This window comes from Streptomyces sp. NBC_00258, from assembly GCF_036182465.1.
Taxonomy (GTDB): Bacteria; Actinomycetota; Actinomycetes; order Streptomycetales; family Streptomycetaceae; genus Streptomyces.
Genome location: NZ_CP108081.1, coordinates 4,148,458 through 4,171,126 on the forward strand (window position 1 = coordinate 4,148,458; position 22,669 = coordinate 4,171,126).

The 22,669-nt window shown below is 71.0% G+C and carries 20 protein-coding genes and 5 tRNA genes; 8 read left to right on the forward strand and 17 right to left on the reverse strand.

Going from position 1 to position 22,669, the window contains the following annotated elements; genetic code table 11:
- Positions 1–77 precede the first annotated feature (77 nt).
- Together OG718_RS18345 and OG718_RS18350 are read left to right on the forward strand one after the other, a co-directional pair.
- Positions 78–1,919: an HSP90 family protein gene (locus tag OG718_RS18345; RefSeq protein ID WP_328844615.1), complete on the forward strand. Its 1,842-nt coding sequence runs from the start codon at positions 78–80 to the stop codon at positions 1,917–1,919.
- Positions 1,916–4,855, forward strand: coding sequence for a tetratricopeptide repeat protein (locus OG718_RS18350; RefSeq protein ID WP_328844616.1), 2,940 nt, complete (start codon positions 1,916–1,918; stop codon positions 4,853–4,855). Before OG718_RS18345 ends, OG718_RS18350 begins: the two co-directional genes overlap by 4 nt.
- Positions 4,856–4,997: 142 nt before the next feature.
- On the opposite strand, the gene OG718_RS18355 is transcribed toward OG718_RS18350, so the two are convergent.
- Positions 4,998–6,800, reverse strand: coding sequence for a DAK2 domain-containing protein (locus tag OG718_RS18355; protein ID WP_328844617.1), 1,803 nt, complete (start codon positions 6,798–6,800; stop codon positions 4,998–5,000).
- Positions 6,801–7,048: 248 nt separating this feature from the next.
- Between OG718_RS18355 and rpmB the strand changes: the two genes are divergently transcribed.
- Complete coding sequence (rpmB, locus tag OG718_RS18360) at positions 7,049–7,234, forward strand: 50S ribosomal protein L28 (RefSeq protein WP_004924906.1); 186 nt, start codon at positions 7,049–7,051, stop codon at positions 7,232–7,234.
- A gap of 134 nt (positions 7,235–7,368) precedes the next feature.
- Here the strand turns inward: rpmB and thiD are convergent, their stop codons facing one another.
- Positions 7,369–8,205: a bifunctional hydroxymethylpyrimidine kinase/phosphomethylpyrimidine kinase gene (gene thiD, locus OG718_RS18365; RefSeq protein WP_328844618.1), complete on the reverse strand. Its 837-nt coding sequence runs from the start codon at positions 8,203–8,205 to the stop codon at positions 7,369–7,371.
- The gene (locus OG718_RS18370; RefSeq protein ID WP_143640639.1) at positions 8,202–9,167 is read right to left on the reverse strand and encodes a thiamine-phosphate kinase; all 966 of its coding nucleotides are present in this window, start codon (positions 9,165–9,167) and stop codon (positions 8,202–8,204) included. Before OG718_RS18370 ends, thiD begins: the two co-directional genes overlap by 4 nt.
- Before the next feature lie 206 nt (positions 9,168–9,373).
- Between OG718_RS18370 and OG718_RS18375 the strand changes: the two genes are divergently transcribed.
- Positions 9,374–9,607 (forward strand): Lrp/AsnC ligand binding domain-containing protein, encoded by a 234-nt coding sequence (locus OG718_RS18375; RefSeq protein WP_055614017.1) that lies wholly within the window; start codon positions 9,374–9,376, stop codon positions 9,605–9,607.
- Positions 9,608–9,627: 20 nt separating this feature from the next.
- Positions 9,628–10,137 (forward strand): DUF3515 domain-containing protein, encoded by a 510-nt coding sequence (locus tag OG718_RS18380; protein ID WP_143640638.1) that lies wholly within the window; start codon positions 9,628–9,630, stop codon positions 10,135–10,137.
- Between the two features lie 78 nt (positions 10,138–10,215).
- Here the strand turns inward: OG718_RS18380 and OG718_RS18385 are convergent, their stop codons facing one another.
- From OG718_RS18385 to OG718_RS18395, 3 genes are all read right to left on the reverse strand, one after another.
- Positions 10,216–11,376, reverse strand: a complete 1,161-nt coding sequence (locus OG718_RS18385) for a D-alanine--D-alanine ligase family protein (protein ID WP_143640637.1) — start codon at positions 11,374–11,376, stop codon at positions 10,216–10,218.
- A 194-nt stretch (positions 11,377–11,570) separates the two neighbouring features.
- Complete coding sequence (locus OG718_RS18390; RefSeq protein WP_328844619.1) at positions 11,571–12,590, reverse strand: NAD(P)H-dependent glycerol-3-phosphate dehydrogenase; 1,020 nt, start codon at positions 12,588–12,590, stop codon at positions 11,571–11,573.
- A complete protein-coding gene (locus tag OG718_RS18395) occupies positions 12,587–13,432 on the reverse strand; it encodes a lysophospholipid acyltransferase family protein (RefSeq protein WP_260695444.1) in 846 nt (281 codons plus the stop codon). Before OG718_RS18395 ends, OG718_RS18390 begins: the two co-directional genes overlap by 4 nt.
- A 145-nt stretch (positions 13,433–13,577) precedes the next feature.
- Between OG718_RS18395 and cofC the strand changes: the two genes are divergently transcribed.
- On the forward strand, positions 13,578–14,210 hold the full coding sequence (cofC, locus tag OG718_RS18400) for a 2-phospho-L-lactate guanylyltransferase (RefSeq protein WP_328844620.1): 633 nt from the start codon (positions 13,578–13,580) through the stop codon (positions 14,208–14,210).
- A gap of 56 nt (positions 14,211–14,266) precedes the next feature.
- Complete coding sequence (locus tag OG718_RS18405) at positions 14,267–14,479, forward strand: hypothetical protein (protein WP_143640634.1); 213 nt, start codon at positions 14,267–14,269, stop codon at positions 14,477–14,479.
- 66 nt (positions 14,480–14,545) lie between these two features.
- On the opposite strand, the gene OG718_RS18410 is transcribed toward OG718_RS18405, so the two are convergent.
- From OG718_RS18410 to leuC, 4 genes are all read right to left on the reverse strand, one after another.
- Entirely contained in the window at positions 14,546–15,190 is a 645-nt protein-coding gene (locus OG718_RS18410) for an HU family DNA-binding protein (protein WP_143640633.1), read from the reverse strand.
- Positions 15,191–15,328: 138 nt separating this feature from the next.
- On the reverse strand, positions 15,329–15,559 hold the full coding sequence (locus OG718_RS18415; RefSeq protein ID WP_055614012.1) for a hypothetical protein: 231 nt from the start codon (positions 15,557–15,559) through the stop codon (positions 15,329–15,331).
- 302 nt (positions 15,560–15,861) lie between these two features.
- Entirely contained in the window at positions 15,862–16,455 is a 594-nt protein-coding gene (gene leuD / locus OG718_RS18420) for a 3-isopropylmalate dehydratase small subunit (protein WP_143640632.1), read from the reverse strand.
- Positions 16,456–16,460: 5 nt separating this feature from the next.
- Entirely contained in the window at positions 16,461–17,885 is a 1,425-nt protein-coding gene (gene leuC / locus OG718_RS18425; protein WP_143640631.1) for a 3-isopropylmalate dehydratase large subunit, read from the reverse strand.
- A gap of 189 nt (positions 17,886–18,074) precedes the next feature.
- Here leuC and ndgR point away from each other — a divergent pair, with 189 nt between their 5' ends.
- Positions 18,075–18,791, forward strand: coding sequence for an IclR family transcriptional regulator NdgR (ndgR, locus tag OG718_RS18430; protein ID WP_053137572.1), 717 nt, complete (start codon positions 18,075–18,077; stop codon positions 18,789–18,791).
- A gap of 139 nt (positions 18,792–18,930) precedes the next feature.
- Here ndgR and OG718_RS18435 read toward each other — a convergent pair.
- From OG718_RS18435 to OG718_RS18465, 7 genes are all read right to left on the reverse strand, one after another.
- Positions 18,931–19,003, reverse strand: a tRNA-Glu gene (locus tag OG718_RS18435).
- A 28-nt stretch (positions 19,004–19,031) separates the two neighbouring features.
- Positions 19,032–19,103 (reverse strand) — tRNA-Gln (locus tag OG718_RS18440).
- A gap of 20 nt (positions 19,104–19,123) precedes the next feature.
- Positions 19,124–19,196, reverse strand: a tRNA-Glu gene (locus OG718_RS18445).
- A gap of 62 nt (positions 19,197–19,258) precedes the next feature.
- A tRNA-Glu gene (locus OG718_RS18450) sits at positions 19,259–19,331 on the reverse strand.
- A 42-nt stretch (positions 19,332–19,373) separates the two neighbouring features.
- Positions 19,374–19,445, reverse strand: a tRNA-Gln gene (locus OG718_RS18455).
- Positions 19,446–19,536: 91 nt separating this feature from the next.
- Positions 19,537–20,304, reverse strand: coding sequence for an HAD family hydrolase (locus OG718_RS18460; protein WP_328844621.1), 768 nt, complete (start codon positions 20,302–20,304; stop codon positions 19,537–19,539).
- A gap of 36 nt (positions 20,305–20,340) precedes the next feature.
- On the reverse strand, positions 20,341–22,539 hold the full coding sequence (locus tag OG718_RS18465; RefSeq protein ID WP_328844622.1) for a FlgD immunoglobulin-like domain containing protein: 2,199 nt from the start codon (positions 22,537–22,539) through the stop codon (positions 20,341–20,343).
- Positions 22,540–22,669: the final 130 nt, after the last annotated feature.

The following is a 22,669-nucleotide window of genomic DNA, read 5'->3' on the forward strand; positions in this document are numbered from 1 at the left end:
GGCCCTGTTCGCGGTCACCTCGTCTTGGGACCGCCCGACCCCGCGCCGTCGCACGTCCCCCCACCGGCGCAGCGACGATGGACTCCCAGATCTCACAGTCAGCTCAGGCATCCCAGTCACCCCATACGTTCCAGGTCGACCTGCGCGGCCTCGTGGACCTTCTCTCCCATCACCTCTACTCCAGCCCCAAGGTCTATCTGCGCGAGCTGCTGCAGAACGCCGTGGACGCGATCACCGCCCGGCGTGCCGAGCAGCCCGACGCGCCTGCCCTGGTGCGGCTGTTCGTCGAGGGCGGCGGCAGTGCCCTTCGTGTGGAGGACTCCGGGATCGGACTCACCGAGACGGACGTGCACAGCCTCCTGGCGACCATCGGCCGCAGTTCCAAGCGGGCGGAGGGCCTGGAATCGGCGCGCTCCGACTTCCTCGGCCAGTTCGGCATCGGCCTGCTCGCCTGCTTCGTGGTCGCCGAGCGCATCCGGGTGGTCAGCCGCAGCGCCCGTACGCCGGACGCACCGCCCGTGGAGTGGACGGCGGCCGACGACGGCTCGTACACCGTTCGTACGCTGCCTCACGAGGCCCGCCCCGAGCCGGGTACGACCGTGTACCTGGTGGCGCGTCCGGGCGCCGCCGACTGGCTGTCCGAGGAGCGCGTCCTCTCGCTGGCCCGGGACTTCGGATCGCTGCTTCCGTACGACGTACGGGTGGGCGACGAGGCGGTCACGGACCTTCCGGCGCCCTGGGACCGCGCGTACCCGAGCCCCGCCTCCCGAAGGGTGGCCCTCGGGCGGCACTGCCACGAGCTGTTCGGGTTCACGCCGCTGGACTCGATCGACCTGGACGTGCCGCTGGCGGGGATACGCGGGGTGGCGTACGTGCTGCCGTCCGCGGTCAGTCCCGCCCAGCGCGCCGGTCATCGCGTGCACCTGAAGGGCATGCTGCTCACCGAGCGGGCCGAACAGCTGCTGCCCGACTGGGCGTTCTTCGTGCGCTGCGTCCTCGACACGGACAGCCTGCGGCCCACCGCGTCCCGGGAGGCGCTGTACGAGGACGAGGCCCTGGCGGGCGTACGGGAGGCGCTGGGCGAGCGGATCAGGGCCTGGCTGACGGGGCTCGCGGCCGGTGATCCCGAGCGTCTCGCGGCCTTCCTGGCGGTGCACCACCTGGGCGTGAAGTCCCTGGCGCGGCACGACAGCGAGATGCTGCGCACGATGCTGCCGTGGCTGCCCTTCGAGACGACCGACGGGCAGCTGTCCCTGGAGGAGTTCGCCCAGCGGCACCCGGTGGTGCACTTCACGCGGTCCGTGGAGGAGTACCGCCAGGTCGCGCCGATCGCGTCCGCACAGGGCGTGGGGGTCGTGAACGGCGGCTACACGTACGACAGCGAGCTGGTCGAGGCGCTGCCCTCGGTGCGGCCCGGGACGGTCGTGGCGGAGCTGGACGCCGACACGGTGACCGCGCATCTGGACTCGGTCGACCCGGCGGTGGAGCTGGCCCTGTCGGCCTTCCTGGGGGCCGCGCGGGCCAAACTCGACCCCCTGGGGTGCGATGTGGTCCTGCGCGCCTTCCACCCCCTCTCCGTGCCCGCGCTGCACCTGGACGACCGGGCGGCCCGCCACGAGCAGGCGCGCGCGGAGGCCGAGGAGCAGGCCGACGACCTGTGGGCGGGCATCCTCGGCTCGCTGCGGGGCAGCGCCCCGCGCGCGCGGCTGGTGCTCAACCACCTCAACCCGCTGATCCGGAAGATCAGTTCGCTCGACGACCGGGAGCTGATCGGGACGGCGACGGAGTCCCTCTACGGCCAGGCCCTGCTGATGGCGCAGCGTCCGCTGCGACCGGCGGACTCGGCGCTCCTGAACCGGGCGTTCATCGGCCTCCTGGAGTGGGCCACCCACAGCGACTCCCCGGAGGGCCCCCGATGACCCAGAGCACGGACTTCGACGCGCTGCGCCGGGCGATGCAGGAGAACTACGAGCAGCCGGAGGGCCCCGCCCGCAACGCGCGCGCGGAGGTCCTGCTCGCCGAGGCCGAGAAGCTGAACATCCCGCTCGCCGTGATCGAGGCGCTCGGCCACCAGCTGAAGGTCTACAACTACAGCTCCGAGAAGGACAGGATGTTCGTCCCCTTCGCGCGCCTGCTGCGCATGTGGGACGAACGCCCCGAGGACTTCGACGAGTACGAGACCCACTCCCTGCACTGGGTCTTCAAGTGGGTGTCCTCCGGAATGGTCGGCCAGCCGCATGTTCCGCTCGCCTCCATCGAGAAGTGGCTCGGCGAGATGGAGCACCGCTACCGGCTCGCCGGTCACTCCGAACGTGCGGTCCGCAGCACCGAGTTCACGGTGGCGCGGTCCATCGGGGACCTGGCACGGGCGGAGCGGGCGTACACCGCGTGGCTGGCCGCCGACCGGGACAGCATGGCCGACTGCCACGCCTGCGAACTGCACGACCAGGGCTGGTGGCGGGCCGAGCAGGGTGCCGAGGCCGAGGCGCTCGAACTGTGGCGGCCCGTCCTGGAGGGCGAGTACACGTGCGCCCACGAGCCGCACGCGGTCCTCGCGTCCTCGCTGCTGCCGCTGCTGCGGCTCGGCCGCCTGGACGAGGCGCGGGCCCACCATCTGCGTGGCTTCCGGCTGGTACGCCCCATGGAGAGCATGCGTGGCGCGTACGCGGATCATGTGGAGTTCTGCGCGCTCACCGGCAACGAGGCACGGGCCCTGGAGTTGCTGGCGGAACGTCCCGCCTACTTCACGGACGCCGGGGAACCGCGCAGCCGGATGGACTTCCTGGCCGTGGTCGCCCTGCTGACGGACCGGCTGACCTCGCTCGGGCTCGGCGCGCAGACCGTGCCGGGACCGGCCGGCCGCACCTGGACCGCGGCCGAACTCGCCGCCCACGCGCGCGTGGAGGCCCTTTCGCTGGCGGGCCGCTTCGACGAGCGCAACGGCACGGCGTACGTGAGCGGGCGCGTCCGGGAGCGCATGGACCAACCGCCGCTGGTGGAGCGGCTGCCCCTGGGCATGCGCGCGACACCGGCCGTGGCTGCTTCCGTGCGGCCCGCGCCCGCCCCGTCCGCGGATGCCACCGCCGATGCCGAGCCGGATCTGGCCGCGCTGCTCGCCGAGGCCCGTCGGCTCTCGGCCGCCCTGCATCCGGATTCCGTCGCGGCATGGGCCGCGGTCGCCGAGGCGGCCGGTGACGAGGAACTGGCTCCCCGCGACCTCGCGGAGCTGACCGACCACGAGGCGATGGGCCTCGGCCCCGAGGGCGTGGAGCTGTTCGCCCGCGCCGCCGAGCTGTACGAGGCGGCGGGCGACCCGGGCGAGGCCCTGGCGGCACGCGCGCGTGGAGCGTACGTACTGGCCCTCTCCGGCCGGACCCGCGAGGCGCTTGCCGCGGTCTCGGAGCCGTACGAGCGGGTGCTCGCCCTCTTCGCGGAGGGCGGGACCGGTGTCCGGCAGGCCGCCTCGGTGCTGGTGGGACGGGCGCGCATCCTGCTGCAGCGGGTCCACGAGGCGGCGGAGGTGAACGGGGCGGGAGACGACTCGAAGGTCCTGGCCGCCGCGGAGACCGCCGCCCGGGAGTTGCTGGCCCTCGCGGGGCCGGAGGCCGGGAACGACGTCCTGGTCGCCTCACGGGCCGCGGAGGCGCAGGCCACGCTCGGGGAGCTCGCGGCGCACGCCGGGGACGCGGAGAGGGCGGCCGAGCTGCTCACGCGGGCCTCGGAGGCGTTCGTGGCGGCGGGGCTGCCGTGGTTCGCGGTGGAGTACGAGGCCCGGCTCACCGGAATCGCGCGCCATCTGGGCGACGCCGAGGCGGCCGAGCGCGCGGCCCGGGCGGCGCTGGAGCACGGCGCGGATTTCCTTGAGCCGGCCGGCCACGCCCAACTGCACCTGCAGCTGGCCGAGATACTCGGCGCCACCGGACGGTTCGGACCCGCCGCCGACCACGCCCTGGAAGCGTCGCACTGGGCCGACGAGGGCGGCGAGGGGCCCACGCTCGGCGCCTGGGCCAGGCATCAGCTCGGCGGTTTCCTGCTGCGTCAGGGCCGCTGGGCCGAGGCCGCGGAGGTCCTGGAGTCTGCGCTTCCGGAGCTGAGCGCGCAGACGCACGGCGACGGGGCGATCGTGCAGACCCATTGGTGGCTCGGCGACTGTCTCACCGAACTCGGCGAACACCGCGAGGCCGCCGAACACTGGCTCCAGGCCGCCGAGATCGCCCGGCACTGGCCCGAGCAGCGCGACCACGCGATGCTCGCCCATCTCGCCGCGGAGGCCCTCGGCCACGCGGAGTTGCTCCCTCAGGCGGAGCAGGCCTACGCGCGCGCCGGTGACCTCTGGCGGTCCCTCGGCAACGTCCATGGGCTGATCCGCTCCCTGCGGGCGCGCGCGTGGCTCGCGGTGCGCGAGGAGGGCTCCGGGCTCGACACGGCACGTGAGTTGATGGACGAGGCGGTCCGCGCGTGCGAGGACGAGGTGTCCGAGGACGACGAGACGCGCGAGCAGCTCGTCGCCGAACTCGCCCAGACGCACCGGCAGTTCGGCGACCTGGTCGCCCGCTCCGCGCCCGACGACGCCGACGACGAGGCGATCCAGGCCCTGTTCGAGGAGGCCCTGGCCCACGTCACGCTGGCCGTCGCGGGCTTCCTCTCCCTCGGCGAGGACGCCCTGCACAGCCGCACCGGCGCCCAACTCGCCGCCGGCTGGCTGGAAGCCGACCTGGAGCACCCCGACCGGGCGGCTGCACGCGCGCGGGAAGTGCTCGTTGCGTACGCGGAGGGGGACGGCTCGGACGAGACGGTGGTGGCCCGGCGTGGTGAGGCGGAGCGGCTGCTGCGGGCGACGGAGTCGAACGCGTAGCGCTCCGCCTGGGGGCCGGTCCTTGTCTGCGGGCCCGCTGGGCTGGTCGCGCCCACGCGGCGGAGCCGCCTATGTCACAGCCCCCCGCCCCTTCAGGGCGCGCTGTTGTGCACCGGGCTTCACAAGCGCGGGATCGAGTCGGCTACTCCACGCCGATCAGCAGCAGGGCTCCCTGGCGGCCGCCCCGGTACACGACCGTGTCCACGGCGAGGTAGGACTCCCGGACGCGCGCTTCGAGGTGGGCCGCGATCGTGTCGGGGGCGTCGTCGCCGAGGACCAGGGTGACCATCTCGCCGCCCGCCGCGAGCATGCGGTTCAGGACCGCCTCGGCGGTGGCCGTGACGTCGGAGCCGATCACGGCGACGTCGCCCTCGATGAGGCCGAGGATGTCGCCGGCCTGGCAGATGCCGGCCATGGTCCAGGACTGGCGTTCCGCGACCTCGACCTCGGCGTACCGGGTCGCACCGGCGGCCGAGGTCATCGCGACGACGTCCTCGTCGAAGCGCCGCCCTGGCTCGTGCACGGCGAGCGCCGCGATGCCCTGCACCGCGGACCGGGTGGGGATCAGCGCCACCCTGACACCCTCGGTGCGGGCCTGCTCGGCCGCCGCGGCCGCCGTGTGACGCAGCTCGGCGTCGTTCGGCAACAGCACCACCTCGCGCGCGTGCGCCCGCCGTACGGCCTCGACGAGCTCACCGCTGGCGGGCGGCTCCCCGGGACGTGCGAGGACCGTGGTGGCTCCCGCCTCGGTGTAGAGTCCCGCGAGGCCCTCTCCCGGGACGACGGCCACGACCGCCCGCTCGACCCGCTCCCGGACCGGCCGGCTCCCGGCGCCCGTCGTGTGCGCGTCGTCCAGCCCGAAGTGCGTGATCCGGATCCGGTACGGCCGCCCGGCCTCGACGCCCGCCTCCACGGCCGCGCCTGCGTCGTCGACATGTACGTGGACGTTCCAGAGGCCGTCCCCGCCGACCACGACGAGCGAGTCGCCGAGCGCGTCGAGCCGGTCCCGCAGCCGCGTCACCGCCGCGTCCTCCGCCTCCAGGAGGTAGATCACCTCGAAGGCCGGCCCGCCCTCATCGGGAGCGGGGGTTCCGTCCGCGCACTCCCCCGCCTCTCCGAGGGGTTCCGTCACAGTGGCGTCCACGCGCGTGTGGAGACCCGTCGTGTCCGAACCCGCCCCCACGCGCGCGTGGGCCGCGAGAACCGGCACCGCCGCCGCGGCGGGCGCCTCGCCCGTGAACGTCTCCACCAGCGCCCCCAGCACGGCCACGAGCCCGCGTCCGCCCGCGTCGACCACCCCGGCCCGCTCCAGGACCGCCAGCTGCCCGGGAGTCGCCGCGAGCGCCGCCCGCGCGCCCTCGTACGCCGCACGCGCGACCGCCCCGCAGTCGCCCTCGGCGCCGGAGGCCGCGTCGGCGGCGGCCGAGGCGACCGTGAGGACCGTGCCCTCGACCGGGTGCACGACGGCCTGCCGGGCCGAGTCGGCCGCGCGCCGGAGGGCGAGCCGCAGCCCCTGCCCGTCGGTGTGTGTCGCGTCACTGTCGGCGGCGAGCACCTGGGCCATGCCCCTCAGGAGCTGCGCGAGGATCGTCCCGGAGTTCCCGCGGGCCCCTATGAGTGCGCCGTGCGCCATCGCGTGCACCGCGTCGGCGAGGGCGGGACCCTCCGCCGCCCGGCCGAGGGAGACCTCCTGCCCGGCGACCGCTTCGTGCCCTTCGAAGGCTTCCCGGCCGCCCGCAAGTGCGGCATGACCCGCGAAGACGGCCTCGACCGCCGCGGCCGCCGACTCCACGGTCAGATACAGATTGGTGCCGGTGTCACCGTCCGCCACGGGATAGACGTTGATCGCGTCGATCTCCTCGCGCGCACTGCCGAGTGCCCGCAGCGCGAGGCCGCACCATGCACGCACCGCGGACGCGTCCAGTCTCTGCGGCACCTGCGGCACCTGCGCCTCCTTGAGCAGCCGAACGTCCGACGCAGCGTAGACCCCGGTCAGGTCTCCACCGGAAGAGGGCCGGGCCAGGTCCCCGGGCCGGCCATGGTAGTTTCGTTGTACGGACGCAGTCGTTGTATGCTGCTCCGGTTGCCCGATCCCATCGGGCCTTCCTCCTGGCACCGCCACTCAGATCCTAGATCTTGATCCCGGCATGCCGGGATCATCCGTAAGAGCATCTGAAGTCTTTGGAGTGACCCGTGGCTGCCAACTGCGACGTCTGCGGCAAGGGGCCGGGCTTCGGCAACAACATCTCGCACTCTCACCGCCGTACGCCCCGTCGCTGGAACCCGAACATCCAGCGCGTCCGTACCGTGGTGGGCGGGACGCCGAAGCGCGTGAACGCTTGCACCTCGTGCATCAAGGCCGGCAAGGTCTCGCGCTGACGCTCTGCTAGCGCGCGGCCACTGCTGGTTCGCTGCTCAAAGCCGGTCCACTTCACGGTGGACCGGCTTTTTGCTGTGTCCGCAGGTAGACGCGCGACTGCCTGGCCTGCGGACGTAATCGATTGCGCAAGCGTTTACGCGCCGCCCGCCCCGAACCGCCATCCATGATCCACCGGCCCGATCCCGCCCCCGAGCGCGAAGCCGCCCGCGATCGCCCCGGTGACGTACTCCTTCGCCGCCGCGACCGCCTCCGGCACCGCCTGCCCCTTCGCGAGCCCCGAAGCGATGGCGCTGGCGAGGGTGCACCCCGTGCCGTGCGTGTGCCGGTTGTCGAACCGGGGGGCCCGCAGCCAGTGCTCCTCCGAACCGTCCGTCAGGAAATCGACGGCCTGGCCCTCGCCCGCCCTCCCCGCGCCGTCACTCAGGTGACCGCCCTTGATCAGCACCCATGCCGGCCCGTACGCCAGCACGGCCGCCGCAGCGCGCCGCATCCCGTCCTCCGACTCGACCTGCAGGCCCGTCAGCTGGAACACCTCGTCGAGGTTCGGCGTCGCAACCGTCGCGACGGGCAGCAGCTTCGTACGTACGGAATCCAGCGCGGACGCGGCGAGCAGCGAGTCGCCGTGCTTGGAGACGCCGACCGGGTCGACGACGGAGGGCACGGCCGTGCCGCCGATCAACTCGGCGACGGCCTCGACGAGTTCGGCCGAGGAGAGCATGCCGGTCTTCACCGCGTCGACGCCAATGTCGTCGACCACGCTGCGGTACTGCGCGCGCACCGCCTCCACCGGCAGTTCCCAAGCGCCTTGTACGCCGAGGGAGTTCTGCGCGGTGACGGCGGTGAGCACGCTCATGCCGTGCACGCCGAGCGCGAGCATCGTCTTCAGGTCGGCCTGGATCCCGGCGCCGCCACCGGAGTCGGAGCCCGCGACCGTCAGAACCCTGGGCGGGGCACTGAGCGGGGCACTCATGACTCGATGTCCGCGAAGTGGTCCCAGCCGCCCTTGCTGGTCCACGGGGCCCCGTCGACCGTGACCTGCGGCAGCGCCGACGGGTTGAGGACCTCGCCGATCACCTTCCAGCGGGCGGGCAGTTTCACGTCCGGCGGGAAGGTCGCCACGATCGCGTGGTCCTCACCGCCGGTGAGCACCCACTGGAGGGGGTCGACGCCGACGGCCTGACCGATGTCGTTCATCTGCGAGGGGATGTCGACGGCGCCGGAGCGGACGTCGATGCGCACCTTGCTGGCCTCCGCGATGTGTCCGAGGTCGGCGATCAGCCCGTCGCTGACGTCCGTCATCGAGGTCGCGCCGAGCCCGGCGGCCGCGGGACCCGCGTGGTACGGCGGTTCCGGACGCCGGTGGGCCTCGACGAAGGCGCGCGGCGAGCGGAAGCCGCGGGAGAGCACGGCGTGCCCGGCCGCGGACCAGCCCAGCCAGCCCGTCACGGCCACCACGTCACCGGGCTGGGCGCCCGCGCGCGTGACCGGCTCGTGGTTGCGCAGATCTCCGAGCGCGGTGATCGCCACGGTGATCGTGTCGCCGCGTACGACATCGCCGCCGACCACCGCCGCGCCGGCGACCTGGCACTCGTCGCGAATGCCGTCCATCAGCTCGGACGGCCAGGTGGCCGGGAGCTCGGCCGGGACGACCAGGCCGAGCAGCAGCGCGGTCGGCACGGCGCCCATCGCGGCGATGTCCGCGAGGTTCTGTGCGGCCGCCTTGCGACCGACGTCGTACGCCGTGGACCAGTCACGACGGAAGTGCCGACCCTCCAGGAGGATGTCGGTGCTCGCCACGACCCTGCGGTCGGGGGCGGCCACCACGGCGGCGTCGTCGCCCGGCCCGACGCGTACCGCCGGAGTGGTGGTGAGCCGTGAGGTGAGCTCCTTGATGAGCCCGAACTCCCCCAACTCGCCCACGGTGCCCTTCATCGTTGTACGTCTCCTTTTGTTGCTGCGTCCGCCCGGTCGCGGGCCGCCTCCGACCTGGGTACGGTCGATTCGACCGTCAACCTGTGCGGTCCGTGCACCCCTTCGCGGGGGCCCTTGCCCCCGCGGGTCTCCCCGCGGCGCGCGGCGACGCGATACCGTGGCGTTCCTTTTCCCCACATGATCCTCGTGGCCGCCCTGGAGGTTCCGTGGTACAGGCGTACATCCTGATCCAGACGGAGGTCGGCAAAGCGTCGACCGTCGCCGAAATGATCAGCAAGATACAAGGGGTGATCCAGGCCGAGGATGTGACAGGACCGTACGACGTGATCGTGCGGGCCCAAGCCGACACAGTGGACGATCTCGGCCGCATGGTGGTCGCGAAGGTCCAGCAAGTGGACGGCATCACGCGTACCCTGACCTGCCCGGTCGTGCACCTGTAGCCCCCGTCTACCCTTGGCCGGTGGACTTCTTCCGTCACCGGCGCTTCTCTTATCCCGGGCTGCCCGCCCTCGTTCTGCTGATCGCGGCCACAGGCTGCTCCTCAGCAGACGACAACACCCGGACCGCGGTTCCCAGTCCGGGCACGAAGGCCACCGAGCTGTGTCAGAACCTGGACAAGTCGCTGCCACGGAAGGTGGACGGACTCGACCGGGAGGATCCCGAGCCCCGGTCCGCGCTGACCGCGGGCTGGGGAAGCCCGGCGATCATACTGCGCTGTGGTGTACAGCGGCCGCCCAAGATGGTCGACCCCAAGGTCGCCGAGGGCGGTGACCCCGACGCGGTCGGCGGCGGGGTGAACGGGGTGGGCTGGCTGATGGAGAAGCGGGACGACGGGGCGACCCGCTTCACCTCCGCTCAGCGTCTGGCGTATGTCGAGGTGACCGTGCCCGAGGGGCGGGACACGTCCTCTGTGCTTGTCGACTTGGCCGGGGCCATCAAGAAGGCGATCCCCAAGGGGATCGCGGACTGAGGCGACTGGGGTGGTTCGTTGGCTGCGGGCCCGTCGTGGCCGGTCGCGCAGTTCCCCGCGCCCCTAAAAACCAAGACCTCAGCGCAGGCCTGTCGGGCGGCGCAGTGCCGCCTGGATCAGGCGGTCCACCAGTTCCGGATACGGCACTCCCGTCGCCTCCCACATCTGCGGGTACATGGAGATCGGGGTGAAGCCGGGCATGGTGTTGATCTCGTTGATGACGAAGGTGCCGTCCTCGGTGAGGAAGAAGTCCGCACGGACCAGGCCCTCGCAGGAGGCGGCGTCGAAGGCCTCGACGGCCAGGCGCCTGACCTCGGCGGTCTGCTCGGGGGTCAGCGGGGCGGGCACGATGCCGGGCGTCGAGTCGATGTACTTCGCCTCGAAGTCGTAGTAGTCGTGCGACTGCACCGGCGGGATCTCGGCCGGTACGGAGGCCCGCGGACCGTCCTCGAACTCCAGGACCCCGCACTCGATCTCGCGGCCGCGCAGCAGCGCCTCCACGAGGAACTTCGGGTCGTGCTGCCGGGCCGCCGCGATCGCCTCGTCGAGGCCGGACAGGTCGTCGACCTTGGTAATGCCGATCGAGGACCCCGCGCGCGCGGGCTTCACGAAGAGCGGCCAGCCGTGCTCCCCCGCGAAGTCGATGATCTTCTTGCGGGCCGCCGACTCGTCGAGCTCCCACTCGCGGGGCCGGATCACCACGTACGGGCCGACCGGCAGCCCGAAGGAGGTGAACACCCGCTTCATGTACTCCTTGTCCTGGCCGACGGCCGAGGCGAGCACGCCCGAGCCGACGTACGGGACACCGGAGAGCTCCAAGAGGCCCTGGAGTGTGCCGTCCTCGCCGTACGGACCGTGCAGCATCGGGAAGACGACGTCGACCTCACCGAGCGCCTTGGGGACCGATCCGGGCTCGCTGTAGACGACTTCGCGGTTGGCGGGGTCGACGGGCAGGATCACGCCGCCCTCGCTCGACTCGGCGAGTTCCTCGACGTCGGGCGTACGACGCTCGGTGATCGCCATGCGCTCCGGTTCGTCCGCGGTGAGCACCCAGCGGCCTTCCCGGGTGATTCCGATCGGCAGGACGTCGTACTTGGTCCGGTCGATGGCCCGCAGTACGGCTCCGGCGGTGACCATGGAGATCCCGTGTTCGGAGCTGCGCCCGCCGAAGACGACGGCCACGCGCGGCTTGCGAGGTGGCTGCTGCTCAGGGCTCTGGGGAAGGTTCTCAGTGCTCATATCGCGTTGAGAGTACCCGTTGGTAGTGCCCCGAGTCAGCGTGCCCCGGCCCGCGAGTGAGCCGAAGGGGCGCGCCCGTGTCGAGAGATCGAGCGCGCGGAGGCCCGACGGAGGAGGGTCGAGCACGGTCGGTCTCTCGACACCGGCTTTGGCGCCCCGGAGGCGAACCGAGCGCTAAAAGAAGGGGCGGTTGCTCAGCGTCGCTCCGGCTTGGCGCTGCGCGACATCATTTCCTTGAGCGCGACGACCGGGGGCTTGCCGTCGTGGACGATGTCGACGACGGTCTCCGTGATGGGCATGTCGACGTCGTGCCGGCGCGCCAAGTCCAGTACGGATTCACAGGACTTGACGCCCTCGGCGGTCTGCTTGGTGACCGCGATGGTCTCCTGGAGGGTCATGCCCTTGCCGAGGTTGGTGCCGAAGGTGTGGTTGCGCGAGAGCGGCGAGGAGCAGGTCGCCACGAGGTCGCCGAGGCCCGCGAGCCCGGAGAACGTCAGCGGGTCGGCGCCCATGGCGAGTCCGAGCCGGGTCGTCTCCGCCAACCCCCGTGTGATGAGGGACCCCTTGGCGTTGTCGCCGAGCCCCATGCCGTCCGCGATTCCGACGGCGAGACCGATGACGTTCTTGACGGCGCCGCCCAGTTCGCAGCCGACCACGTCGGTGTTGGTGTAGGGGCGGAAGTACGGCGTGTGGCAGGCGGCCTGGAGTCGCTGGGCCACCGCCTCGTCGCTGCACGCGACCACCGCGGCGGCCGGCATGCGGGCGGCGATCTCACGGGCGAGGTTGGGCCCGGTGACCACGGCGATACGGTCGGCGCCGACCTTCGAGACGTCCTCGACGACCTCGCTCATCCGCATGGCGGAGCCGAGTTCGACGCCCTTCATGAGGGAGACGAGGACCGTGCCGGGGGCGAGCAGCGGCGCCCAGTCCGCGAGGTTTCCGCGCAGCGTCTGGGAGGGCACGGCGAGCACCGTGAAGTCGGCGTCACGGGCGGCCTCGGCGGCGTCCGTGGTGGCCCGCAGGTTCTCCGGGAGTTCGATGCCCGGCAGGTAGTCGGGGTTCGTATGTGTGGAGTTGACCGCTTCGGCGAGCTCGGCCCGCCGCCCCCACAGCGTCACGTCGCACCCGGCGTCGGCAAGCACCATGCCGAAGGCCGTGCCCCACGATCCGGTCCCGAAGACGGCCGCCTTGACGGGCTTGCCGGATGTCGTCACTTGCCATGCCCCTTTTCGTGCTCAACCTCGGTCATTTCCCGCACGGCCTTTTCCGGCGCGGTGTTTCCCTGCACCGTCCGCTCCGGCACGGCCGTTTCCTGCTCTTCGTTCCCCCGCGTCCTGCGCCGCTGCTCGATGCGCACCTGGCGCGGGTCGTACCGCGTCGCGGGGGCCTTCTCGCCGCGGATCAACTCCAGCTGTGCGGTGATCGCCGCCATGATGACCTCGGTCGCCTCCTTCAGGAGGTCGGGGGTCATCTCCTCGTCGTAGAAGCGCGAGAGGTCCACGGGCGGGCCCGCGAGCACCTGATGCGTCTTGCGCGGCAGAAGGTCGGGCTTCTTCGCGTACGGGGCCAGCAGGTGGTTGGCGCCCCACTGGGCCACCGGGATCACCGGGCACCTGGTCTGCAGCGCGACCCGCGCGGCACCCGTCTTGCCGGTCATCGGCCACAGGTCGGGGTCGCGGGTCAGGGTGGCCTCGGGATAGAACGCGACGCACTCCCCGCGCTCCACGGCGTCGATCGCGGCGCGGTAGGCGCTCAGCGCGTCGGTGCTCTCGCGGTACACCGGGATCTGCCCGGTCCCGCGCATGGCCGCCCCGACGAAGCCCTTCCTGAAAAGATCGCTCTTGGCGAGGAATCGCGGAACCCGGCCCGTGTTGTACTGAAAGTGCCCGTACGCGAACGGATCCACGTGGGAATTGTGGTTCACCGCGGTGATAAATCCGCCCTCGGCAGGAATGTTCTCCATTCCACGCCAGTCCCGCTTGATCAGAACCATCAGCGGCGGTTTACAGAGAACCGCTGCGAAGCGGTACCAGAAGCTGATTCTGCGGCGGGGCACGCGTGCACCTTCCTTCTAGGGCCTGGGGGGCCGCACAAGTGTCGCCCCAGGCCGCCGGTCTGTCGAGAACACCGTACGCCCCGGCCATCGGCCCGCCAGGGCGCCCGGGTCACAATGGGCGCGACGAGGGAGGGACGGAGCGCGCGTGCAGTGGACCTTGGTCATACCCCTGAAAGCCCTGTCGCGGGCGAAGAGCAGGCTCTCGGACACCGCGGCCGACGGCCTGCGCCCGGGGCTCGCCCTGGCCTTCGCGCAGGACACGGTGGCCGCGGCACTGGCCTGCCCGGTGGTCGGGGGTGTGGCAGTAGTCACGGGTGATGTGCTGGCGGGACGCGAGCTGGCCGCCCTGGGCGCCCGCATCGTCCCGGACGAGCCCGGAGGCGGCCTCAACGCCGCTCTGACCCATGCCGCCTCGGTCGTACGCACCAGAAACCCGCAAAGTCCGCTGGCGGCTCTGAACGCCGATCTGCCCGCCCTGCGCCCTCTTGAATTGGCCCGAGTCCTCGACGCGGCCGCCGAATTCCCCCGCGCTTTCCTCCCGGACGCCGCCGGAATCGGTACCACTCTCCTGGCCGCGTCCCCGAACCGCGAATTGCTCCCCGCATTCGGCCCCGATTCCCGTTCCCGACACCGCGCCTCGGGCGCCGCGGAACTCCTCCTGCCCGACGTACCCTCCGTACGCCAGGACGTGGACACGGGCGCGGACCTGCGAGCGGCATTGACACTGGGGGTGGGCCCGCGCACAGCGGCAGTGGTCGAGCGCCTCAAGGCAGCCTGAACATCTCCGCCCCTTCAGACAGGCGTGCCCCCGGACAAACCGCATACCCTTCCCCCATGCAGGCGACCGCGTACACATACGACCCAGAAACCCGCACAGGCCAGGTACTGCTGGACGACGGCACCCCCGTCCCCTTCGACGCCCCGGCGTTCGACAAGGGCGGTCTCCGACTGCTCCGCCCGGGTCAACGGGTCCGGATCGAGGTCGAGAGCGGGCACGGCGAGGACTCGGCCCGGCACATCACACTCATCACGCTGCAGACGTTCTGAAAACGCCGCGGGCCGGGCTCCCCAGAGGGAGCCCGGCCCGGCGCGTGAGTATCCCAGCGCCCCTGTCTACCTGCGGGCGGTGGCCTTCTTGGCGGTGGTCTTACGGGCCGCCGACTTCTTGGCCGGCGCCTTCTTCGCCGCGGCCTTCTTCGCCGGGGCCTTCTTGGCCGCCGCCTTCTTGGCGGTGGTCTTCTTGGCCGTGGTCTTCTTGGCGGCCGCCGAGGTCTTCTTGGCGGTCGTCTTCTTGGCCGTCGCCGTGGTCTTCTTGGCGGTCGTCTTCCTGGCGGTGGTCTTCTTGGCCGTGGTCTTCTTGGCCGCCGCCTTCTTCGCGGTGGCCTTCTTCGCCGCCGCCTTCTTGACCGTGGCGGAGGCGCCGCCGGACAGGCTGCCCTTCGGGGCCTTCTTGACCGCGACCTCGCCACCGCGCGGCAGCTTCTTCGAGCCGCTCACCAGGTCCTTGAAGCCCTGGCCCGCACGGAAGCGCGGCACGGAGGTCTTCTTGACCCGAACGCGCTCCCCGGTCTGCGGGTTGCGGGCGTAACGGGCCGGACGGTCCACCTTCTCGAAGGAACCGAAGCCGGTGACCGAGACCCGGTCCCCGCTGACAACTGCACGCACGATGGCGTCCAGTACGGCGTCGACCGCTTCCGCGGCCTGCTGACGCCCGCCGACCTTGTCGGCAATCGCTTCTACGAGCTGCGCCTTGTTCACGTCTTCCCCTTCGGAGACATTGCCAGAACGAAAGTGTTCAAGCTTTTTCGCACGTTAGGCAGATATATACCGCAAATCAAACACGAAACGGGCTAATCACCCTTGTGCCGCAACGAACTGGGGCTGTTGCGAAGTTCCTCAGCGTTCCTCTTCGGGGATTCGGCCCTCGTCGAGGTCCGTCGTGAACCGCTCCAGCCGCCTTGTCGCATCGGCGAGATCGTGCTTGGCCACGGCCGTAATGACCAGCAGCTTCCGGGTCAGCGCCATCCGTACGCCCTCCGGGACTTGCAGTGCGCGCACCCTTGTGTGCGCTTCCTTGAGTTGGGACGCGACTGCCGCATAGAGCTCGAGTTGGCCGTCGTGTTCCATGCACAGATTGTGCCATCTGGGGCGAGTTGTCGCCTGCGCAGGGGGTAACTACCGCCTCCCGAGGGCCTCCTGCGCACCTCCCCACAAGGCTCTGCCGAGACTCGGCTACCCCATCAAAGCCCCTTGAAACAAGGGCAGTTGAGGCCAACCACAAAGTCCTGAACAGCCCTTCCGGAAGCAGACACAGATGTACCCCCAACCGTCCACGATTGGGGGTACAGAAGCCTGTTGCGCTGGCTGGAATCAGCCTTGTGGGGTGCGACTCCGATCGGATCCGAAGAGGACCGGGGACCCCGAGGCGATCAGATCTGAACGGTCCGCGGCTTGTGGGAGGGCCGCTTGGACTCGTACGCGGAGATGTCCGCCTCGTTCTGCAGGGTGATGGAGATGTCGTCCAGCCCGTTCAGCAGCCGCCAGCGGGCGTTCTCGTCGAGCTCGAAGGCGGCCGTGATGCCCTCGGCACGCACCTCACGGGCCTCCAGGTCGACCGTGACCTCGGCCTTCGGGTCCTTCTCGGTGAGCTCCTGCAGCGCGTCCACGATCTTCTGCTCCAGAACCACTGTGAGCAGGCCGTTCTTGAGCGAGTTGCCGCGGAAGATGTCCGCGAAGCGGGACGAGATGACGGCCTTGAAGCCGTAGTTCTGGAGCGCCCAGACGGCGTGCTCGCGCGAGGAGCCCGTACCGAAGTCGGGTCCGGCGACCAGGACCGTGGCGCCCGCGCGCTCGGGCTGGTTGAGGACGAAGGACGGGTCCTTGCGCCAGGCCTCGAAGAGCCCGTCCTCAAAACCGTCCCTGGTCACCTTCTTGAGCCAGTGAGCAGGGATGATCTGGTCGGTGTCCACGTTGCTGCGGCGCAGCGGGACGGCCCGGCCGGTGTGCGTGGTGAATGCTTCCATGACTCTCAGACTCCAGCGGGCACAGGGGCGTCGGACAGGTCGGCGGGAGAGGCCAGATGGCCCAGCACGGCGGTGGCGGCGGCGACCTGCGGCGAGACCAGGTGCGTACGGCCGCCCTTGCCCTGCCTGCCCTCGAAGTTGCGGTTCGAGGTGGACGCGGAGCGCTCACCGGGGGCCAGCTGGTCGGGGTTCATGCCCAGACACATCGAGCAGCCCGCGTGCCGCCATTCGGCGCCGGCCTCCTTGAAGACCAGGTCCAGGCCCTCGGAGACGGCCTGCAGACCGACGCGCGCGGAGCCGGGGACCACCAGCATCCGTACGCCGTCGGCGACTTTGCGGCCCTCCACGATCGAGGCGGCCGCGCGCAGGTCCTCGATACGGCCGTTGGTGCACGAACCTACGAAGACGGTGTCCACCTTGATGTCGCGCAGCGGCTGTCCGGCCTCCAACCCCATGTATTCCAGGGCCTTTTCGGCGGCGAAGCGCTCCGAAGCGTCTTCGTACGAAGCCGGGTCGGGGACGGACGCCGAAAGCGGCGCTCCCTGGCCGGGGTTGGTGCCCCAGGTGACGAACGGCGCGAGGGAGGCGCCGTCGATGACGACCTCGGCGTCGAATTCCGCGTCCTCGTCCGTCTTCAGGGTCTTCCAGTACGCGACGGCGGCGTCCCAGTCCTCGCCCTCGGGGGCGTGGGCGCGGCCCTTGATGTACGCGAAGGTGGTCTCGTCGGGGGCGATCATGCCCGCGCGGGCGCCGGCCTCGATCGACATGTTGCAGATGGTCATGCGGGCCTCCATCGAGAGTTTCTCGATGGCGGAGCCGCGGTATTCCAGGATGTAGCCCTGGCCGCCGCCCGTACCGATCTTGGTGATGATCGCCAGGATCAGGTCCTTGGCCGTGACGTCCTCGGGCAGTTCGCCGTCGACCGTGATGGCCATGGTCTTGGGGCGGGCCAGCGGCAGCGTCTGGGTGGCCAGCACGTGCTCGACCTGGGAGGTGCCGATGCCGAACGCGAGCGCGCCGAAGGCGCCGTGCGTGGAGGTGTGGGAGTCACCGCACACGACCGTGGTGCCGGGCTGGGTCAGGCCCAGCTGCGGGCCCACGACGTGCACGACACCCTGCTCGACGTCGCCCAGCGAGTGCAGGCGCACGCCGAACTCGGCGGCGTTCTTGCGCAGCGTCTCCAGCTGGACGCGGGAGACCGGGTCCGCGATGGGCTTGTCGATGTCGAGGGTCGGGGTGTTGTGATCCTCGGTCGCGATGGTGAGGTCGAGACGGCGCACGGGGCGCCCCGCCTGACGGAGACCGTCGAAGGCCTGGGGGCTGGTCACCTCGTGCAGCAGGTGCAGATCGATGAAGAGAAGGTCGGGCTCGCCCTCCGCGCGCCGGACGACGTGGTCGTCCCAGACCTTCTCCGCGAGTGTCCTACCCATCGCTTTCCCTCCGGCCGGCCTGTGTGGCGCCGGCCCAACTAGAGATTTTCGGGGCGGTGGCGTCCGTACCCCTCGTACCGGACGTCTTCCGCCGGGCCCGTCGGTCCACGGGCCGTGTACCTACCAGGGTGGCGCGTTCCACGTAAAATTGAACTTGCGTTTCACAGAGTGAGACGCGAGTATCGTTTCATGGACAACAGTAGCGGCGTCGGCGTTCTGGACAAGGCAGCCCTTGTCCTGAGCGCCCTGGAGTCCGGTCCGGCCACCCTCGCAGGGCTGGTCGCGGCAACCGGGCTGGCACGACCCACGGCACATCGCCTCGCCGTGGCACTTGAACACCACCGGATGGTGGCGCGCGACATGCAGGGCCGCTTCATTCTCGGCCCCCGCCTCGCCGAGCTGGCCGCGGCCGCCGGCGAGGACCGTCTCCTCGCGACGGCGGGCCCGGTGCTCACCCACCTCCGCGATGTCACGGGCGAGAGCGCGCAGCTCTACCGCCGCCAGGGCGACATGCGCATCTGCGTCGCCGCGGCGGAGCGCCTGTCGGGCCTCAGGGACACGGTCCCGGTCGGCTCGACGCTCACCATGAAGGCGGGCTCCTCGGCCCAGATCCTGATGGCCTGGGAGGAGCCGGAGCGTCTGCACCGCGGCCTCCAGGGCGCCCGCTTCACGGCGACGGCCCTGTCGGGTGTACGGCGCCGGGGCTGGGCCCAGTCGATCGGCGAGCGCGAGCCGGGCGTCGCGTCCGTCTCGGCCCCGGTGCGCGGGCCGTCGAACCGCGTGGTCGCCGCCGTCTCGGTCTCCGGACCGATCGAGCGCCTCACACGTCACCCCGGCCGGATGCACGCCCAGGCGATCATCGACGCGGCCGGCCGCCTCTCGGAGGCCCTGCGCCGCACCGGCTGACGTGCATCGCAGACTGACGCCCGATTCGACTTCCTCCCGCCGGTCGCTTCAACGCCGCAGCGACCGACCGGAGTTGACATCGACCCGGCTCTCAACGCGAAGAAGCCCTCCCCTGTTGGGGAGGGCTTCTTCGATGACGTACCCCCGACCGGATTCGAACCGGCGCTACCGCCTTGAGAGGGCGGCGTGCTAGGCCGCTACACAACGGGGGCCAGGATCTTGCGTTTCCGCAGATCCGAGCTGGTCTACCAGGACTCGAACCTAGAATGACGGTACCAGAAACCGTAGTGTTGCCAATTACACCATAGACCAATGTGGTTCATACCAGTTCGTACCCCCGACCGGATTCGAACCGGCGCTACCGCCTTGAGAGGGCGGCGTGCTAGGCCGCTACACAACGGGGGCCCTAGCGATCCTGCATGAGAATCAGTGGGTGCGACCCGGACTGTCTCCCTGGGAAGGATCTGTACCCCCGACCGGATTCGAACCGGCGCTACTGCCTTGAGAGGGCAGCGTGCTAGGCCGCTACACAACGGGGGCTTTGCGGAGTTGATCTCCGCGGTTGCAGATGAGCTCTGCGAGCTGGCCTACCAGGACTCGAACCTAGACTAACGGAACCAGAAACCGTCGTGCTGCCAATTACACCATAGGCCACTGAAACACAAACCCCCGCAGGGATCCTGCTTTAGCGTGCGCCTCCGGTTTCCGGCCTTTCGGCCCGCTCTCCGGCGGCGCAGGAAGAACATTACCTGAAGGTGGACGGCGCTCCAAAACGGGTATCGGGCCCGAGGATCGCAGGGAGTTCGGCCAGCGAGGCGATCCGGCGCAGGCCGGTGAGCTGATCCGGCACCCCGCCCGGTGCGGCGTCGGGCTCCGGGGCCGTGACGGCTCTCACGCCCCCGCGGTCGATCCAGACCGAGAACATTCCCGCGTCGGCCGCGCCCTGCCCGTCGATCTCCGGGTGGTCCCCGACGTACGCGACCTGGTTCGGCGGCAGCTCCAGGGCCTCGCAGGCCGCGTGGAACGCCTCCGCCGCGGGCTTCGAGACACCCAGCTCGGCCGCGCAGAGCACGGACTCGAACCGGTCCCGTACGCCGAGAACGCGCAGCTTGTGGTCCTGGACCCGGATGCTGGAGTTGGACAGCACGGCGTGGCGGTGGCTGCCGGCCAGGGTGTCGAGGACGGGCAGGACGTCGGGGAACAGCGCCCAGGCCGACTCGTAGTGCCCGAGATACCGGAGGAACCAGTCCTCCGCCTCCGGGTCGGTGAGGGGCTTGCCCAGAAAGGCCCGCACCCGGTCCCGGCGGCCCTCCTCCCAGTCCACCTCCCCCGCCGCGTACCTCGCCCACTGCTGGTCGGTGAGGTCGCGCCAGTGGTCGAGGGCCTGCTCGACGGAGGCGTACCCGTCGAGCAGGTTCTCGGCGGCGAGATGTCCGCGCATGCCGGCCCGGTCGGCCGTGGTGTAGTCGAAGATGGTGTCGTCCACATCCCAGACCACAGCCCTGATCGTCATGGTTCGACCGTAACCCTGTGCCGGTGGCCGCGTCTCTCAGTTGACCGTGGTCGTGCCGGTCAGGGCCAGGTCGGGGCCCTGGCCGTCGCGTGCCTCGGCGGTCAGGCGCCAGGTGTATGTGCCGGTGACCCGGTTGCCGTCGCCCCAGCGGCCGTCCCAGGAGGCGCGGACGGCGGCGGCCCTGGAATCGCCGGTGAGGTTGCGTACGACGTTGCCGCTCGCGTTGGTCAGGGTCAGGGTCCACGTCGAGGGCTTGCTCAACTGCCAGACGGGCTGCCAGGGGTTCTGGGTCGTGGGCCCGGCGGCGGCGTCGGTCTGGGCCTCCATCTGCGCGAGCGGCGAGGTGGGGACGCCCGCGGTGACGATCGCCACCTCGCCCTGGGCGGTGAGGTACGCGACGTTGCCGCCGAAGCGGTCGACGGCCCAGCGGCCTGTGTTGCCGCCGGTGTTCTGGTCCGCGGTGGGCAGCACGGCCGCGGTCCGGGTGGTCGCCGTACCGGTGTGGAAGTCCGTGAGCAGCAGCTCGTGGCCGGTGCGGTTCTCACGGACGAGGTAGCCGTCGGCGAGCCGGGACGGGCCGGCCGGGACCGTGATGTTCCGGCCCGTGGCCCGGTCGTGGACACCGGAGGGTCCTGCGCTGCCGCAGCTCCAGTAGAGCCAGGTGTTGACGGCCTGGATCTCGCTGGGGGTGCAGGGGGCGCCGGTGTCCACGGTGGCGACGTTCCGCTTGGCCTTGAGGTCGTACGCGACGACGCTGCCCTGGGTGGTGCCGGGGGTCCACAGGCGCTGGCCCCAGATCGCGGCGGCGCTGCGGGTGCGGTCGAGCGCGGTCTGGCCGTCGGCTCCGCGGGGGAAGTCGGCGATCTTCTGGGTGGCGGGGGTTCCGCCGTTGTAGAGGACGTAGCGACCGGTGCCGGTGCCGATGCGGCCGCCGACGGAGCCGGTGGGTTCGGCGAGGAAGGTGTCGGTGTCCCCGGCGACGTGCACCGACTCCTTGCCGTCCGAGTTGGTGTGGAGGTAGGCGAAGCGGCCGTCGCCGAGGGCCTCCAGCTGGGGGCAGGCGGCGTCGCCGCCGAGGCAGGGCGAGGAGCCGATGAACGGGCTGCGGCGGACCTGGATGCCGGTGGGCTTGCCCGTGGGGTCCAGCGGTACGGCGTACGCGGCGTCCCAGCCGGGGGTGGGAGTGGCGTTGCCGAACATCAGGAGTTCGCCGCCCGCGACCATCAGGCCGTCGACCTTGGCCCGGGTCGGCGGCACCGTGAACACGGGCCGGGCCGAGACGTCCCCGCCCCCTGCGGGCAGGACGCGGTACACGTGGAAGTCGCTGGCCGTGGCACCGGCCGTGGCGAGCAGGCCGCCGTCCGGGGTGGCACGGAAGGCGCCGTCGGCGTCGGCGAGGACCGTGCGCCTGGCGCCGGTGGCGAGCGAAGTGGCGGTGAGTGCCTCGCCGGCGGGCGAGGAGATGAAGTCCGGGTCGCCGCTGAGGAGTTGGTCGCCGACGACCGCGAGGGGCTTGGCGGGGAAGCTCACCGTGGCGGGTGCGGTGCCGGGCTCCGGGTCCACCCGGATCGCCTTGCGGTTCACCACGAGCCAGCTGTCGTTGAAGGTGATCGACGGTTCGGTGCCGACGCCTCCGGCGTACGTACGGAAGGTGCCGTCCGCGAGGTCGACGAGGCCCAGGGAGGAGGTGCCGTCCAGGGTGTAGGTGACGGCGAGGCGGCGGACCGAGCCGCCGGTCGCGTAGGTGCCCGTGGGCCGGGCTCCTGACGGCAGGCCGGTGACCGCGAGGTCGGCGGTCGTGCCGTCGGCGGCGGCCCGCAGCACGTGCAGGGCTCCGTCGGCGTCCTGGGTGAGCACGCTCCAGCCGGACGCCGCCCGGTAGGTCTGGCCGGTCGGGATCGTGACGGTGGCGGTCGTGCCGGTGGAGCGGTGCCTCTGGGTGATGACGGTGCCCGACGTCCCGGTGATCTGGACGTCGGTGCCGGTGGCCAGATCGTCGGGGCCTGCGTGTGCCGGCGGCGTGATGCCGGGGTACTCGGCCCACTGGAAGTTGCCCGCGTTGCCCAGCGCGTACTGGAATCCGGAGGCCCCCACCCAGCCGTATCGGACGTCGACCGGGTTGATGTGGTTCAACTGCGTGGTGGCGACCGGGGTGTCGGCGTTCGGCGCGGCCTCGGCCGGCACGGTCAGCACTGCCCCCGACAACGCCATCGCCCCGCCAAGAGCGAATCCCACAAGTCTTCGTGAACGTCCTCGTGAACGGGTCACGTTCCCCTCCCCTGAAACATGGTGAACACGCGCATCATGTGCGCCCGAAACATCCAATGTCCGTCGGGAGAGCGGGAGTTGGCCGGAGGGGTGAACT